This window comes from Paenibacillus sp. V4I5 (assembly GCF_030817255.1).
In the GTDB taxonomy this organism is placed as follows: domain Bacteria; phylum Bacillota; class Bacilli; order Paenibacillales; family NBRC-103111; genus Paenibacillus_E.
The window spans coordinates 290,327-305,887 of sequence record NZ_JAUSZB010000001.1 but is presented as its reverse complement, the minus strand read 5'-3'; the positions used below and the strand labels follow the sequence as shown (position 1 = coordinate 305,887).

Genomic DNA, 15,561 nt, shown 5'->3' with positions numbered 1-15,561 from the left:
AATTTGTCAGAAATCCCTTGTACATCATATATAATTCTCCATTCAAATAAATTGATCATTCCTCTTATCAGTCATCTACTTCTCATATCATCAAGAGCAGTTGCCCCTCACAATGTGCATCGCGCTTCTGCTTCTTGCCCTCTGAAGAAGCCATAGCTAGTTGAAGTGGAAGTTGAGAAGAAGTCAAAGTATCCTTAGCTGGCCCTACATGATATCCATGCTTTACTGCAAGTTTCTCAAGTGTTGACAGCTCTCGTTGTCTCTTCTCTTCCTCTACTTCGAATCGAATGACTGGCAGCAACTCTCGCGCGATTGCCTTTAACGCATTGCCGATGTCAGTGTAGGAACCGACGCCCCACTCGTAATGATGTTGGAGGAGCTCCTCAAGCAGTTCGATCATTCCTTTACGTCCATCATAGTAATCTATGAAGCCATGGCGGTCGTAATGTGCTATGAAACCGCTACGCAGATACAAAAAATCATATAGCGCCTTATCAATCAACTGGGAATCACGTGCTTTGACGACTTTCATAAATTTCTTATAAATCCTTTGCTTTTGCTGCCCCGTTAAACGAAGTTCATCCTGGAATTCCATGGACGTTACCCTCCTTAAATAAATAAGGCGCCTAGATTAGGCACCTTTTATCTCCATATGATATTTCTTTTCCTTTACAGCATCATCATATCGCTCTACGACAATGACTTGATCATACCTCTGTTCGAACACACCTGGAACCTCGTACAATAAATAGAATCGACCGCTAACCTCTCCGCGATATGAAGCGGGGAAAGCATCATATTCTTCCATCAACAGTAGAGGAAGAATAGATATATCTTTTGAGTACCCTCGCGCATTTCTAGCCGATACGGCAGCCATGATATCATTCTCTACATGTACGATCCGTTCATTTATAGCTTCATACAGGCAAAATTTCATGTGCCTCTACCTCCTCTTTCATATGTAAACCTTTTATCCGAAACTACCTTCACATACGAGTTGGTCCTCAGGATCTTCAAGAATGCCGCAAGTAAGTACAAAGTCGACATCATTCCTTAGATCCTCTTCGGACCTCCCCGTTGAGTCGAGGATAGTTTTTACTGGATATTTCCCTACATAAAAAAAGGTCATCATACTAGCTGGGACGCCCATTCTGCGATACTTAACCAGTTTTCTAACGAGCAATCCGTACTCACTCATTGTCACAAGATTAATGTCCATGATGTCATCAATGAGTTCGTAAAGATCAGCCATCACTTTGTCAGCACCATTTTTTCCCGATCGTTCAAGTTGTCGGAGATCCAGCATCGAGTAGCCAGCCTCAAGTAATAGCCAAACAGCCTTTACTTCGTACTTGTTTTGAGGATTAGTAAGCATCCTACTTAGACTACCGCTTAATTGCATTAGTTCGGATGAATCCATACCCAGCAGTACTAATAGATGTCCAATTACCGAGAAGCGGGTTCGTTCTCCAGAAGACTCGATATATTCCGCATTCTCTGAAATCCCTCGTTCTTTCACAACATCAAGCAAATCTTGTAATTTTCTCATGTTCATCCCTCTTAGGGAATCCCTCCTTTGTTTTCATAGATGTGTTTACCTGCAAAAAAAAGAAAGCCCTATGCAGATGGACTTTGATAGCCATAAAAAAATAAGGCTAAACAAAATTCCGCCACATAGGGCTTTCGACTTGAGCAAGGTGTAACATATCTTTAGGGGAATTATATCATAAATATATTCCGTTTGGAAGATATTGTGTAGTCAGTTTACGTTAGTCGATCCATTTTTTCATTCAATTTCCGAAGCATTTCAGCTCTCTTCGTTTTCCGTTCCTTCATCAACTGCTCTATCGATCGCATTTCTACTTTTTGCGGTTTCCGTATAAATGAAAGAACATTTCCTTTCATCTCTACCCTCCTTCAAAGAATGATACTGTCATTATAAAAAATATGCTATTTCGTTTCTCCAAACTCACCTTGACATTTTCCTTACACTTCCTAACTGTGTGAAGTAAGGATATGTAAGGAGGTAATATTGATGTTTAAATCCACAATAACAAGTAAAGGTCAACTAACCGTTCCAAAAGAAATTCGTGAACTTCTCAACCTTAATACAGGAGATGGTGTTGTTTTTAAGGTTAATGATGCGAGAAATATAGTTGTTACGTTTGAAAAAGATGAAGAAGTTATAGAATGTCCTATTTGTAAAGGGTTTGACCCTTTCTATTTTAATGCAAACTATGGATCTTGCTTTTTATGTGATCAAACAAAGTATGTTAATGCAAAGATTTCAGCATGGCAACAAATAGGAATGATTAAATCAATAAAATATGGTGTATCAGTTTCTGTTATTCAACACGAGAAAGGTTCCAATGGAGAGTTTATTCAGAGTTTAATCCCTAAAGTTAAACTCTACAGCAAAAAATACTCTGAGGAATTACTTGATATTGCACACGACTATCTTCAAATGAAATATATAGTGGAGTACGCCCCTCGAAATCAATTTGAACCTGAAAAATTTATGAACCTAACTGAAATTATCTTGGATGAAATCCTTGCATTATTGAAAAGCGAAGCCGCAAAAGAAGAATCTAGAAGATGGTTTATCAATCTACTGGAAATTAGTCAGGCTGATTAAAAATAAAAGCCGTCGCATCACGACGGCTAAATACTTATCAATTTAGTTATGCAATAAGACGGCAGACTCCTTCTTGCTGTTCTTCATAACAGCTGAAGCTTGATCTGCAATAGAACTAACCATACGAAGACGATCATCTGTATCCATATTACGATTATTATTAATCTGTCTCAGCTGCATAGCTAGCGCCAACAGTTGATCCGCTTCAGAAAGAGACTTTTTGCGAAAGAAGCTCCAAAAGAATTGCATGCTCGTCACCACCTAACCGAACTTGATAAGATAGCTCAATTAATAGACTCAATTGAATGATATTTAGATATCGCTCAATGTTGTCAAAATCTGCTTCACTTACCTCATCCTTAGATTGAGAGGCTACTACTACGACACCAATCATTTCCCCATGGTGCATAATCGGGAGCCCTACAATACTATTATATCTTCTTTCGCCTTGCTTGACAATGATATGTGCTGCCTGTGAAGAAATGTCAGTATAGAGAATCCTTCGGTTCTCTTCCCACACTTGACCCACAAATCCTTCTCCCTTTGAAAACTTCAAACTTCCGTCAATAGAACTTCCACTTCTGCATTCCCCAACAAGTACCATGCTCTCTTCGGGGATATTCCTCAAAAAAATGTAAGCATGTTTGTTGTTTGTGCTGTCAATTGTAGTGCTACAGATTTCGGCACAAATTGAACTCAGAAATAAGTTTAGACGATACGGTTCCTTGTCTCTCAAAGTAAACGATTTTGCAGCCAAGTTGTAACATTTTCCTATTAAATGATCAAGGTTCATTACAAGTCTACGTTCACGCAATGTATCTTTCACTGTCACATTGAGTTCATCAAACACAATAGTATGAGCTGCGTTTAGTGCTTCCAACTCAGTTATTCTTTGTTGCAACTTCTTAATTTCTTCATCTTTCCCAACTTGCTTATACTGTTCTACCGCATATTCATGATGTAAGAGATTAGGAAACCAGGAATATAATTGCCCTCGCTCTTTATCCCGGCTACAAAGCCATAAGGCCCAACCACCGAGCACTCTGTACATTCCGATCCACGCGAAAACCAAAAACATTAAAACAATAAAAAGGGTCTTATTATTGAATGTCCCGTTTGAAACAAACAGGAAGGTACAAACGGTGTTAATTCCATTATAAATCAACACAATTATTTGGGGCACAGCTCCGTCTACCGCTGCGTCAATACCATACAGTGTTACACATGTAAGAACCAATGCCATAATTCCAGCGATTACCATCCTTCGTTTGTATCCCTTTTTAGGATTATACGACGGGTAGTATCCTTGTTCTGTCACTTGTTCCATATTTGGTTGAGTTTGCATCTTCTTTTTCTCCTTTGCTCAATAAGGATGATTCATTTTCGGTCTAGTGTGCAAACCTCTGGAGAATGCACCAGGAAACCATCTCCGATGTCCACCGGCTCTTTAGCCATCAAATAACCCCATGCCCGTAAGACCCAAAACCCCTTTCTTATCCGAAGCTTTGGGGGCTCTTCTAGGACTGTGTAGATTATGGCATTTTTCTGATTGGCTAATTGCAGGACATTATCCTCAAGTATCCAAACATAATTCTTCAACGATTCGATAACTGTACCCTCCGGAGGACATTCACTTTCCATGAGGTTCGCTGCCTGAACGAATCGTTCATACTTTTGTCGTTCTACTTCGCTATGGAGGTAAGGACCGACATACATAAAGCGCTCATTCGGACGTCGATAAAAGCGCGAGAAAACATCACCACACTCAAAGATAGTTTCCCATCCCTCATGTAATTCGGCATAGCTGTCAGCAATATCCTGCCGAAGGCGAAATCCTTCCCTGTACAATAGATCAATCGACATCTCATTCATAATCGATTCTTTGATGAACAAAAACTTTGCGGTTCCGTCATCCTCTACATTAAAGACTACATCAATCAGTCCATTAGTGAAGAGCTTTTTACTAACCGGTTCCTCTTCAAATCCGCTGATCCGTTGAAGTCGCTGGTCAAACTGAAAATCCAACCCTTGCAAACGTTCAACTGTAAATACCGATTTGAAAACACCATTTTGAATCTCCCTGCAAAGGGAAATCTCGGATTCAAGGGACCTATTTACAATGACTTCCGACATCAGTTGCCTTCTGCTCTCTTCTGTTTCCACAAGAATTCGCTTTTCCCGCTCCAGAGTCTCATCAATCATCATTTGTTCGTGCATATGCACAAACCTCCTTTAAACATCATAGTAAACGATTCAAATTCCACGAAAAAAAGCCCAGAGTGGAGAATCCTTTAAGCTGAGGACATACCTCTGCCTTGATAGATTCTGCCACTAGGGCTTCAGGCTTGCGTAAATGAAAAGAACGTTTCTGGTAATGATCATAGCATAGGATGAAGATTTTGGGAATAAAAAAGGATGAGCAAACTAAAGACTGCAAATGTGTCAGTATAAATACCAATCCTCTTATTAATACAGTACTTACGTTCATACATTAAACAAACGCAGAACGATAGTTCAATTCACTAATACTTTTTTTACCAAGTCATAACGTTATTGTAAAAGAACATAAAAATGGATAGAGCCTCAGATGTAATCTGAAAACTCTATCCATTCTTAAAACGAATCCCTGCCTACTTTAAGCGTAAAAGCAATTGTTCATTATTTGATTCGGACATTCTTTGTTCAAGCGGCCGATAGAAAGGAACTTCATTCTTCATAAGCTGCCTCAGAATAAGACTGTACCTGTCGGAACGCTGTGGGTTGTTATAAGTCTTTAAAATACGAGCTAATTCTTCAATAAGTGTTTCCTCGTCTTCTAAAAGGATATCCTTGCGCTCAATAAATACGACACTACCATCTTGACGTTTAGCACGATAGGCAGAAGAGTGTAATGTCTTAGGCCGCGTAGTTACCGGGCATTTGACAACCTCAACTCGTTCCTCGCGAGATAACCAGCTTGCGTGAATGGAAGTCATTGGTCTTCCTCCTCGCACTCATCGTCCCAGTCATCAATATCTAGTTCATCTTCATCGAATTCCTCATCATCCAATTCGTGTTCATCAGGATCGGGATTAGAGCCATCATCCTGTTTTGCAGGTCGCTTTGCAACGCTTGGCCTATCAACAGTTTGTTTAAGGGACGCCATTTCTTTCAGCGTATCCTTAAACAGTTCCTGCTGGGCCATACTTACAAATTCTGGCCGTACCCCAGACATCCGAGAGTCGAAGATGGCTTGATGAACAAGGATCGCTTTCTCTGTGAGCAAGGTGTTTATGATATTGTTTGCGAGCTGTGCAGCCATTTTATTTGTTGCGCAGCGCTGTGGTGCTGATTGGATTACTTCACCGCATCCCGGAATCCGAGACTCGGTATCCGTTAAAATCTCCGGATATAGGCTACCAGCCGGCTCTAAAATTTTCCGTCCGTTATACTTTAGCCCAACCACAATTTGACCGCCGTTGCCAGTCTCAGGCTTAGCCTCATTCAACCGATTGAGTGTTACACCGTGAACTCCCGCATCGATATACAGCAGTGTGCGCGCTTCCTCGGATCGGAAATAGGCATCCATGATCTGCCTCGTCGCATGGTTGTCCACCATGCCAATAAGAACGGGAAGAAAAATGGTGCTGCTATCCTTTCCTGGATCTGCCAGCAGACTGCCTAGATCAGACACATCCGCAATATACTCGGTACGGCGGAACGTTTCAATTCCGTAAAAATCACCGTAACGCTCGGCAAGCGCTTGTACCTTAAATTGGTCGACCTCTTCCGGCTCAAAAATTTGATTACCCAAATTCTTCTTTTCAACCCGGTCTCCATCAACCAGCATAATATGTTCCAAGAAAAATGGTCGTTTATATCGATTATGCTGGAAAGCATTAAAATGTGTTCGAAGATCTTGGCAGAGCCCCCTGTAGAAATGGGAGCCGTTCGCCCCTAATCCGATAATTACAATCTGAAGATTAATGCGTTTATCAAATTGAATGATTCCTGGCATGGAATCTCCTCCTCTTCATATTAAAAAATAGAGGCCTCCGCTTTTGCGGGTGCCTCCTACTTTTATACATACTGATGTACGCGATCAACCCATTCAGGCGGGAACGTGCATGCCGAATAGGTAGATTCAACGTCAAAAACATCTGCTATGTTCACATATAGATGCTGCCCATTGAACCCTGCACGAAATCTGTGATCAATCGTCTGCTTATCTAAGTTCCCGAAGACACCGTAGACGCAAAGTGCTTTATCGTTACGGTCATCTACTGCGGAAAAAACAGCCGGCATCACATGATGCGAGTGCATGATCAGAACAATATCTCGCTCCGGATCATCAGGATAATCAGCTTCAACATTAACAACATTTGCCCATTGCTCGGGACAATGCAGCTCATAAGCTTCGGTCGTTCGGTTCCAGGCCACATAGACGAGTGCCTCACGTTTCTCTAGAACAAAGTGCTTGAAGAAATCAAGCGTCTGTTTCAGAAAAACTCCCGGGATCTTGTTCATTTTAAACGAAACCCCTTCAGTGACATTCTCCAGCGTTGGAACAACTTGTGCGGCTACCGTAACCTTAAGGTGCTTGTTCTCCCGAACTTCATAGAGACGGCCGTCTCTTCCCGCGACGTAATTGATAGGCTTTGATGGAGCCTTTTCAAACTCGCTAAGCTTCCAGTGAAATGCTTGATAAGCGGGAAAACTATTGCCCATTTTGCCAGCACTGATGGAAGGAGTCAGTCGCTTGTTTTCTTTATCGACGCGCCACGCAACGGCTTCTTCGTTAGCAAACTCGAAATAGTCAAGCGCTAGCGCAAGTCGTAGCATATCAACGGTTAGTTCGCCCTCTTGGACTTCCGGGATTTTCGTTTCTGTTGATGTCTGAGGTTGTGGTTTCTTTACAACAACTTCGTCATTATCCTCATCAACTTCCAGATCATCTTCTTCCTCGTCTTCCATTTCGGAATCTCTCGCCCCTTCGCCAGTGCCTTCCACATTACCGCCTGCAGCAATGGCTGCTTCAGCTTCCGCTTTGGCCTGACGAGCTTTATCGAGGTCTTCCTTTACTTCCTGAGGAACCATACCCCATAGAGCAGTCTTCACTTCTTCGATATCCTGATCATTCATTTCCACAAGGCGCCTACTAAGGTCGGAAACAGAGAATGAATGCATAGCGTAATGTACGGTCCAATCAAGCCCGACAAGCATTTTACGGATATCGGCTTGTGTTTCGTACCGCCTAATGGTCGGCTTCGGCTTTACCTTAGATTTAGCACCTTTGGTATCACTTTTAGCTGTTCCCTTATCATTCGTCTGCTGCTTCTTCTTAGAAGCATTCTTGCCCGTTTCTACAACTGGTGCTGCAGCCCCTGCGTCAATACCAAGCATCGTAAGTAAGTCCATGTTTAATCGCCCCGCAGCTCATTCGTCCGCGGAACTTCCTCCCTTGTACATAAGTTATTTCATCACAGCAAATGTGATGGACCTTTTATTCGAACGGGTCGTCACACCCGACGATATCATAGAATGTCTGCCAAAACCTTGTCGGTTTCAACGAGATGCTTATCGTCAAAGTCTTGGCCGGCTAATTCAGCCAGAAGCTCGCGATAGTTCTTTTCCCCTACATATAAGTCGAAGTTCCGTTCCCCTTGAAGGAAAATATACGGATACGACTCGATATTTCTGAATTCCTTAAGTGCCGGGAAGTAATTCCAGCAGCAAACCATATTTCCGCTAACATGAGAGAATGGATACCGATACAATTTGGATTTTTCTGTAACTACCTCATCTTTGACTGCCGCAACCTTTGCATTGATTCGCCGATCGCTTAATTCAAAGATGAAAATGAGTTTCGGATGCCCAACCTGCTCGATCATTTGCCCTCTCAAATTCACGTCCCAGCGTGCCCGCTCCACCTCTAAAGCAATAACCGTCCGTTTCTTCGACTGCTTAAAATACAAGCAATTTCGTGGAAGAATCGGGGTCGTTAGCTCCAAATCATCGAGATGCTCCTTAGCAAATTCGAGTACGACGTCTTTCTTGACTCTTTTTGCAAGGTGAGCCCACAGGTCGTTTATAGCGTCTTCTGACTCAAATTCCTTCACATGCCTCACAGTTGCATCCAAGATGGTTTTGATCGTTTCACGATCTGGTGTGTCGAAGACATGAGCCTTATCAAGCAGCAGCTCAAACATCCGCCGCAGATCATTTGGGTCTTCGATCTTAGATAGCTTTTCCGTCATTGCTTTCACGAGATTGTTATAGGCAGCGTTATCCACTTTTGGGATATTCGCATTCTCCAGCAATACTGCCAGAAGTTTACGCATGAGTTCATCATCCGATTTCCTATAACCGTCTGAGAGTTCTTCGATAATCGCATTTAGGATATCGTCGCGATCACCGCTCGCCCCAACTTCAGCCTCGTAGCGGAAAAGTTCACTAATAAACGCTTTAGGGTCGTCAAGAATGGCGGTATATAGCATCCACGTATCTGCGCTATGGATCATGTGCTTTTGTAGATCCACAGCATTCACCCTGACTTCCTGAACGACAACACCACCCATTATTCGCTCAACGATTGGCTTCTGGATACCTTCCTCATCGATGGTAATACGAGTTTGCATCAGTGTAGGCTTTACCAACGTTTCCATAGTTCATTCCTCCATTTCACATAGTGCGGTGCTAATTCCGCATAATCTTTTGACTCATACGCGCTTTACGAGCTGTGACACCGCGCCTAATCCTCCTTTTCGAAAGAGTTGGCGATTCTGTAACACGCTCGGTGAGGGCTTCTGCCGACATTGTGCTGTTCGCTATACTGACGATTAGCTCAGAAAGGCTAAGTAGCTCATCAAATATCTCAAACAATGGGACACTGCAATTAAAGAACTCAAGCGATATACCTTCCTCATGCACTTCGTAAGGCAGGCTCTCATTCTCATCTCCAAGCTCCCCAAGGCAGCCGTTCACACGATCGATGTTATCTTCGGAAAGCTCCACTTTGATAAAATAGCCTTCATTCTCTATTTCCTCAATGCGTTCCCAACCAAAGAGTGTCGTAAGCACTTGCTCCAGGATATTTTCGCCGATTTTCCAGTCTTCATAAATCGGCAACCCTTTTTCCATCATCATACGAACCGTGACTAACATATTGAGACCTTGCAAATATTCCGATTGGACATCTGTTGTAAGACCGAGAAAGTGGCTCATTAGAGCAACCTCCTTCTTCGATCAATTGGCAGAGCCCTAATCATATCGCTGATCCCCACGGTTCGATTGATTTCCATAATGGTTTGATGTGAATTCTCCTGGTCGAAGTCTTCGGAACCATAGTCGGCTGCTACATAATGGTAGAGCTCCTCGTACAAGTTCTTTAGTTTTTGTACATCCATTGACTTCAGAACATCGAGAACATCCTTCACAATTGCACCGGGTCGGTAAGCAATGGCATGAAGCAGTATCTGTTCCATTTCAAATCGCTTAACATACTCCGAATTTAAAGCATCGGATTTAATACCAGCCCAAAACATTTCGTTGATCACCATAGTACCCACATTCTTGCCTCCTTTGTTTTATATGAAAAAAAGCGCTGTACAAGCGAAATATATCGCTCGAACACCGCTTTCTTTGCAACAGAAAAACCCCATACTAACTGCTCTTTACACAAGAAAACAGAAATTTTCCTGTGATAGACAACAGCCAACATAGGGCTTGAGAACTTGCGTAAAGGCCACTTAAGGCAAAAAATTCATATTCATATTTTACCATCGTGTTTATACCCTGTCTATATCGTATTTACATATATTCCTTCCTCCATTTTCAAAGTGCATTTAATGATCTAATTATGTACATAATACATCCATAAATTGACCACGAATCGACCAATGTGTTATCATTAAAAGAAAAAACTGGAAGGGGCATACCTATGACTGACCACGATCAATCTGTTCCTGAAACAATCCCCCCAAAGCGTGCTACGATTAAAAATCAGGATACTTTACAAAAGATGGAATGGATGAAAGAAAAGCTTAACATTTCTACGGATACTGACTTGGTCTCCGTCTCTCTTTCTTTGCTCCATATGTGCATAGAGCTGCAGGAAAAAGGATATGAAATTGGCGGATACAAGGAAAAGGGGATCTTTGGAGAGCGGGAATATCGAATGATCTCTTTGAATTTGATTCGTTAGGTGAAATGAGAAAAACATCTGCTTTAAGAAATTAGACAATTGACCTACTAAAGGAGGTTATTGGACTGGAAGCTAATATGGTTGTTCAAAATCAAGACGGAAAATTCTACGTATATTTGGTCTATAAACTATTTGAAGATGTGAACACTCCTCTTCGCCATTTTATTGATTTGTTTGATACCGAGACTGAAGCGAAGGAATTCTCAAAAAAATTCGTTGTCCTATTGCAAGAGTCGGTTTAGTAAGAATATACCGTTACTGGACGAAGAGATGTTTAGTTCGTATTTAAGAAATGCAATTTAATGTCTTTAATCATAATAGTCCAAAGTGATTCAATGGATTTACATTATCCTTGAATAGGAGACACATTGACCATATTCGCATAAAAAAGCCGGCAATTAGAATTCTAATTGCCGGCTTTTTATTTGCTTTTGCTACTAATTGTTTATTGACCAAAAATAGTTTTGTAAAACGGTATCTCTACGTGATTAATGAATATAAAAATTGCAAATAAGATAATAGCTGAAAAACTGTAAGTCATCGGGATTTTCCTCTTTACCAAAAAATACACTGACAGTGCTAAAAGAATTCCCAATAATATATCAATCTTCATGTATTATACTCTCCTTTTTTGAAATCCCTTTGTTAGTAAGATCGTTCTTGACCTTATCCGTTTATTAATTGATCTTTTTGCCACAGCAAATGATATCCAATTAATTCTGGGAACTTCAATCATATTATTTACTTTGCTTGCCAAAATAAAATCCAAGGAACGTGCCAATAAGTGGACTGATAGCACCAAAGATTAACTTCAGAACCTCGATCGATTTATCGACATCTCCTTTGACAAGCAGTTGATATATAACGACCAAGAGGATAAAAGTGACCATAATACCAAAGAAACATAGCATCGTTTTTAGCAAAAACGAACGTTCCGTCTTTACTTCATCGATGACTATTTTTTCTTGGTCACCCACTTTCATTTTGCCCTTTTGGTCGGAGCTCAACTGTTCTACTTTGACTTCATCCCATTTGATTTCAGTCATAGAGCTCACCTCCTAATTAATAAAATGTTTCTAACCTCCCGTATCCAGAATCCGATTTTTCGGCGTGCCTGAATTTGGTATCCCTGCTCTTGCAATTGAAGGCTTACATTAAGCAGCGACAACGCATGAGAAATCGTTTCCTCGGGGTTCATATTTAATTTGCGACACAACTCTTGAACCTCGGCTGGCAAGCTGCCTTTGGGTTCCATAGCACTGGCTTTGATCATAGGTAGTTCCCTCCTACTAAATGTACATAGTTTGATGCATTGTCTGATTGCCATGTTCCCAGTAATTGACTAACCCGTTACCTGCAATGGCACCACCTCCTTTCAAATAAAAAGGTGTTACCCCGTTGTTGGAGGTAACACCTTCTTATTTCATAAATAGATACGTATCATTTGTACATAAGCGTCATTAGGGCAGAATGAATCCCGCATTAATGACTTTCTTCTTATTCCATTTCAGCACTTTTAGAACAGCTGCAGCGTAGTGCTCGTCATAGAAATAATCATGGTGCGCAGCTATGAAGTTCTTGTGCAGACTTGGAATAATCCTTTTACCCGTTGTTGCCTCCATGCGAAGAATCTTTGAATATAAGCAGTGAGCTTTATATAAAAGGGTTCCTTCCTGGATAATTGCAACTTTTTGGGGTTTCTTCGTCTTAAACATAAAAAACATACTCATTCCTCCTGACATATTTTAGAAATGCAAAAAACCGCCCATAGGATGGTCTCATTCTTCTAGAATAACAAATATCCAAAAATGGATAGACGTATTCTAGGAGCATAGATCCAACCCATAGGGCGGTAGACTTGAACAAGGTTAAAGATTGAAGATTACTTACATACTATCATATTAAAATATGGGATGTAAATAACTTCCACACTACCGTCCTTACATTTTTCATCCCTTACAAATGGTTATCGCCTATGTACATTGGTTCATGACATTTTTTACTGGTTCATGATTCTTTTTACTGGTTCACGACTCTTTTTACTGGTTACGACTCTTATAATTCTTCTCGTAAATTTGCCTGCATAGGGGGGAATCCGGGTGGAGTAATTACTGACTACAGATAGTAAGAATGTTGTGTCCTTTGAGTTTATTTAAATTATATATAATAATAAATTTAATTTTAGGGTGACAAATAAGTTTTGAAGTGCAAGAAACCAGCAAATCAAAGGTTTTGCAGGAAGCTCCTTAATCGCAGCCGAAGCTTCAAAAAAGCAAACACCCGCTATCGTAGATATGAAATCATCTCGTGGAGTGATCAATTCTTTGTTCAAGAACTCTTTCCCAGAAAGGTGAAAAAGCAAGTCCAAGTCGAACAGTGCCAAAATCTTTAAAAAAACGATCCTGAATAATATCTCCATATGTCCGTATTACATTATCCAATTTGGATAATGCTTGTTGAGCCTGATCCACTAGAGGGTGCTTAAAGTCTGGTTGCCACCCCTCATCAAATACGATTAGGCCTTCGTTCTCCAGAACATTAAGTTGATATCTGTCTTCGTCAGCACCTACAAATCCACCATAAGGCGATCCTTTGTAGTTATGATAAAGAACACTTGTTGCTAGACGGTTGAAGTTGGATAAGGTTTTCTTAGCGGTTTCTACAGCCTGCAAAAACGTATCCCATTCGCTCATTTGGGAATGATCCATCGCTTTCACTTGCTCGGCATCTTTCATACTACGGAGCTTCTCGTTTTCTGATTGTAGCGCCCTCACTTCGTCCTCGGTCATCTTAAATGCCTCGTTCAGCGCAGCATTTTGATCGCGTAACGTTTTCACTATGGCTGGCGTAATTGTCTCTCTCTTTTTCATTTCTTCTATAAACGGAGTGAGTGTTTCATTATAGAAATCCTGTGCTCTGCTTGTAAAACGAACCATTTGAGCAGCTGTTCCTATTTGTCTTTTGGTGAAGGCATCACCCAAGCGCTGAAGATCAGTTGTCGTAGTTAAGGTAAGAGCCTGCACCCAAGTACGGTATGGGGTTGCAGACAATGCATTATGATCTAATGGAGGAATAATAATTGGTACCAAAGCTTGCTGGTTTACCCACGCAGCACCTAACTCGCAGAGGCAAAATTGGCTTTCCAAATACCGTGGAGTAATTATCGGCAGAATCAAAGTTGCATCTATCATCCCTTTTCGGATTTCTTCGATCCAGTTACCTCCGAATGTAAGTTCTTCATCGGAAGTATAGAAGAAGTTATCCCTAGTTAGATTGAATTGGGTTTGAAGCATATCCATAAGTTTTGTTACCATTTTGTTATCGGCTGTAGCGTGGCTAATAAAAATCTTTGTCAAAATGTATCATCTCCATAGTAGAAAGTATAGCGGTCATGTACTTCAACTAATCTCAGCTGTACAAGTCCAGTAAAGGGATGTTCGCCCCATATCCTTCCATTTTAACACATGTGTGAATATAATAAATGATCAAACCTCTCTCTTATGAGTATGTGAAAGTAGTGACAGAGCAGCTTCAAAATCAGTGACAAATGAAGTTACAACCGGTGTCAAAATGAAATCCAAATCAGCTTAATTTCTGTAACTAAAAATGACACAAACCCGATTGTCTGTAATTTAGAATGACACTTTCCGTATTTTTTGTAATATGAAATGACATAAACTGTTGATGAAGTTATAAGGTTTCTCTTTGACGTAGCTATTTCCTGCTTCATTTCAAGCAACTTGAGGATTATTACTGCCATATTAAGCATCTGTGGGATAGTGATCGTGCGAGCTCCTGACAAACGAAAAAGGCAGAGAAGTGGGACTAACCCGCTGCTCTGCCCTATAATTTATCTTAACAATAATTGTTCAAACTCAGAATCTTCATGGATAAAATCACAAAGGGGTATTCGCTTCCCTTTTTGATACTTCATGGTGTGTCCGCCAAGTGATGCTTCTAAGGTTTTGAGCTTCTGCCAAGCGGCAGGATAAAGTTCAGCTACAGCTTTCATCTCGTCCGGTGAAGCAAAGATACACCACCGACAGCTTACCCTAGAAACATAATTATAAGCCATATGTTCCTTTACTCCAGCCTCTTTTAACAATGCCCTAACTTCAAATTTCTTAAGGTGCAAGATCGGGCGGAAATTGTACACATACCTACCCTTTGTTTCGGCAGTCGCGCTACTTATTGACCAGGAAGGGTACCCCGCGCGACGGGAGCTCTCTTCGTGCCTCTCACCCGTGACGCACAAGATGTTCCCGCTTCTGGTTCTAGCATATTTTAAGTACACATCCCTCTTGAGGTACGAAGTGCAAAATCTCGCTGAACTGTCCGGAAACATCCCACGATCCTCAATTCGCCTTAAGAACCCTTTTTCATCCCAAGCAGTTACTAACGGTAAATCGAAGTGTCGACTTAGGTAATCGAGATGTGATTCGGTGAACTCCGGCCAATCAAAAAATACTTCGTTCTCTGGAGGACCGTCGACCCTACTGTGGAAAAGTATTACCTTCTCCTTCGGGACATTGTAACCGTAAAGCATATAGAGCAGCGCTGCCGTTGAGTCGTTCCCACCACTGACATTACAATGAATTTCATCGAACGAATCCAATGGTGGTAATTCCTTTGGATAGGGAAGAAAACGATCAATCTTAACCGGTGCTTGCTGAAGTACGTTATTCATATTATAACACTCCTCTTTTAGAATAAATAGAAAAAGAGGCCGCACGTTTTGCAAGCC

General features: G+C 41.2%; 20 protein-coding genes. 2 read left to right on the top strand and 18 right to left on the bottom strand.

Features of this window, described 5'->3' with window-relative positions:
* Positions 1-82 precede the first annotated feature (82 nt).
* From QFZ78_RS01515 to QFZ78_RS01500, 4 genes are all read right to left on the bottom strand, one after another.
* Positions 83-595 carry a hypothetical protein gene (locus QFZ78_RS01515; protein WP_307544795.1) on the bottom strand — a complete coding sequence of 171 codons (513 nt, stop codon included), beginning with the start codon at positions 593-595 and terminating at the stop codon, positions 83-85.
* A 36-nt stretch (positions 596-631) separates the two neighbouring features.
* Positions 632-937, bottom strand: a complete 306-nt coding sequence (locus QFZ78_RS01510; RefSeq protein WP_307544792.1) for a hypothetical protein — start codon at positions 935-937, stop codon at positions 632-634.
* A gap of 33 nt (positions 938-970) precedes the next feature.
* The gene (locus QFZ78_RS01505; RefSeq protein WP_307544790.1) at positions 971-1,549 is read right to left on the bottom strand and encodes a hypothetical protein; all 579 of its coding nucleotides are present in this window, start codon (positions 1,547-1,549) and stop codon (positions 971-973) included.
* A 215-nt stretch (positions 1,550-1,764) separates the two neighbouring features.
* Positions 1,765-1,905: a hypothetical protein gene (locus QFZ78_RS01500; RefSeq protein ID WP_307544788.1), complete on the bottom strand. Its 141-nt coding sequence runs from the start codon at positions 1,903-1,905 to the stop codon at positions 1,765-1,767.
* Between the two features lie 130 nt (positions 1,906-2,035).
* Between QFZ78_RS01500 and QFZ78_RS01495 the strand changes: the two genes are divergently transcribed.
* Positions 2,036-2,635, top strand: coding sequence for an AbrB/MazE/SpoVT family DNA-binding domain-containing protein (locus QFZ78_RS01495; protein WP_307544786.1), 600 nt, complete (start codon positions 2,036-2,038; stop codon positions 2,633-2,635).
* Between the two features lie 42 nt (positions 2,636-2,677).
* Here the strand turns inward: QFZ78_RS01495 and QFZ78_RS01490 are convergent, their stop codons facing one another.
* The 9 genes from QFZ78_RS01490 to QFZ78_RS01450 form a co-directional block, all read right to left on the bottom strand.
* On the bottom strand, positions 2,678-2,884 hold the full coding sequence (locus tag QFZ78_RS01490; RefSeq protein WP_307544784.1) for a hypothetical protein: 207 nt from the start codon (positions 2,882-2,884) through the stop codon (positions 2,678-2,680).
* A complete protein-coding gene (locus QFZ78_RS01485) occupies positions 2,841-3,980 on the bottom strand; it encodes a GAF domain-containing protein (protein ID WP_307544782.1) in 1,140 nt (379 codons plus the stop codon). The genes QFZ78_RS01490 and QFZ78_RS01485 overlap by 44 nt, the downstream gene beginning before the upstream one ends.
* 32 nt (positions 3,981-4,012) lie before the next feature.
* The gene (locus QFZ78_RS01480; protein ID WP_307544780.1) at positions 4,013-4,852 is read right to left on the bottom strand and encodes a hypothetical protein; all 840 of its coding nucleotides are present in this window, start codon (positions 4,850-4,852) and stop codon (positions 4,013-4,015) included.
* A gap of 413 nt (positions 4,853-5,265) precedes the next feature.
* A complete protein-coding gene (locus QFZ78_RS01475) occupies positions 5,266-5,610 on the bottom strand; it encodes a hypothetical protein (RefSeq protein WP_307544778.1) in 345 nt (114 codons plus the stop codon).
* Positions 5,607-6,632 (bottom strand): ThiF family adenylyltransferase, encoded by a 1,026-nt coding sequence (locus QFZ78_RS01470; protein ID WP_307544776.1) that lies wholly within the window; start codon positions 6,630-6,632, stop codon positions 5,607-5,609. The genes QFZ78_RS01475 and QFZ78_RS01470 overlap by 4 nt, the downstream gene beginning before the upstream one ends.
* A 62-nt stretch (positions 6,633-6,694) precedes the next feature.
* The gene (locus tag QFZ78_RS01465; protein WP_307544774.1) at positions 6,695-8,032 is read right to left on the bottom strand and encodes a Mov34/MPN/PAD-1 family protein; all 1,338 of its coding nucleotides are present in this window, start codon (positions 8,030-8,032) and stop codon (positions 6,695-6,697) included.
* 116 nt (positions 8,033-8,148) lie between these two features.
* On the bottom strand, positions 8,149-9,279 hold the full coding sequence (locus QFZ78_RS01460) for a hypothetical protein (RefSeq protein ID WP_307544772.1): 1,131 nt from the start codon (positions 9,277-9,279) through the stop codon (positions 8,149-8,151).
* A gap of 31 nt (positions 9,280-9,310) precedes the next feature.
* Complete coding sequence (locus QFZ78_RS01455; RefSeq protein WP_307544770.1) at positions 9,311-9,838, bottom strand: hypothetical protein; 528 nt, start codon at positions 9,836-9,838, stop codon at positions 9,311-9,313.
* On the bottom strand, positions 9,838-10,182 hold the full coding sequence (locus QFZ78_RS01450; protein ID WP_307544769.1) for a hypothetical protein: 345 nt from the start codon (positions 10,180-10,182) through the stop codon (positions 9,838-9,840). Before QFZ78_RS01450 ends, QFZ78_RS01455 begins: the two co-directional genes overlap by 1 nt.
* A gap of 371 nt (positions 10,183-10,553) precedes the next feature.
* Between QFZ78_RS01450 and QFZ78_RS01445 the strand changes: the two genes are divergently transcribed.
* Complete coding sequence (locus QFZ78_RS01445; RefSeq protein WP_307544767.1) at positions 10,554-10,817, top strand: hypothetical protein; 264 nt, start codon at positions 10,554-10,556, stop codon at positions 10,815-10,817.
* Positions 10,818-11,554: 737 nt separating this feature from the next.
* On the opposite strand, the gene QFZ78_RS01440 is transcribed toward QFZ78_RS01445, so the two are convergent.
* The 5 genes from QFZ78_RS01440 to QFZ78_RS01420 all read right to left on the bottom strand — a co-directional run bounded on the left by QFZ78_RS01440 (position 11,555) and on the right by QFZ78_RS01420 (position 15,504).
* On the bottom strand, positions 11,555-11,863 hold the full coding sequence (locus QFZ78_RS01440; RefSeq protein WP_307544765.1) for a hypothetical protein: 309 nt from the start codon (positions 11,861-11,863) through the stop codon (positions 11,555-11,557).
* Between the two features lie 5 nt (positions 11,864-11,868).
* Complete coding sequence (locus QFZ78_RS01435) at positions 11,869-12,090, bottom strand: hypothetical protein (RefSeq protein WP_307544763.1); 222 nt, start codon at positions 12,088-12,090, stop codon at positions 11,869-11,871.
* A gap of 187 nt (positions 12,091-12,277) precedes the next feature.
* A complete protein-coding gene (locus QFZ78_RS01430; RefSeq protein ID WP_307544761.1) occupies positions 12,278-12,541 on the bottom strand; it encodes a hypothetical protein in 264 nt (87 codons plus the stop codon).
* A 576-nt stretch (positions 12,542-13,117) separates the two neighbouring features.
* Positions 13,118-14,173: a toll/interleukin-1 receptor domain-containing protein gene (locus QFZ78_RS01425; RefSeq protein ID WP_307544759.1), complete on the bottom strand. Its 1,056-nt coding sequence runs from the start codon at positions 14,171-14,173 to the stop codon at positions 13,118-13,120.
* A gap of 494 nt (positions 14,174-14,667) precedes the next feature.
* Complete coding sequence (locus tag QFZ78_RS01420) at positions 14,668-15,504, bottom strand: phosphoadenosine phosphosulfate reductase domain-containing protein (protein WP_307544757.1); 837 nt, start codon at positions 15,502-15,504, stop codon at positions 14,668-14,670.
* Positions 15,505-15,561: the final 57 nt, after the last annotated feature.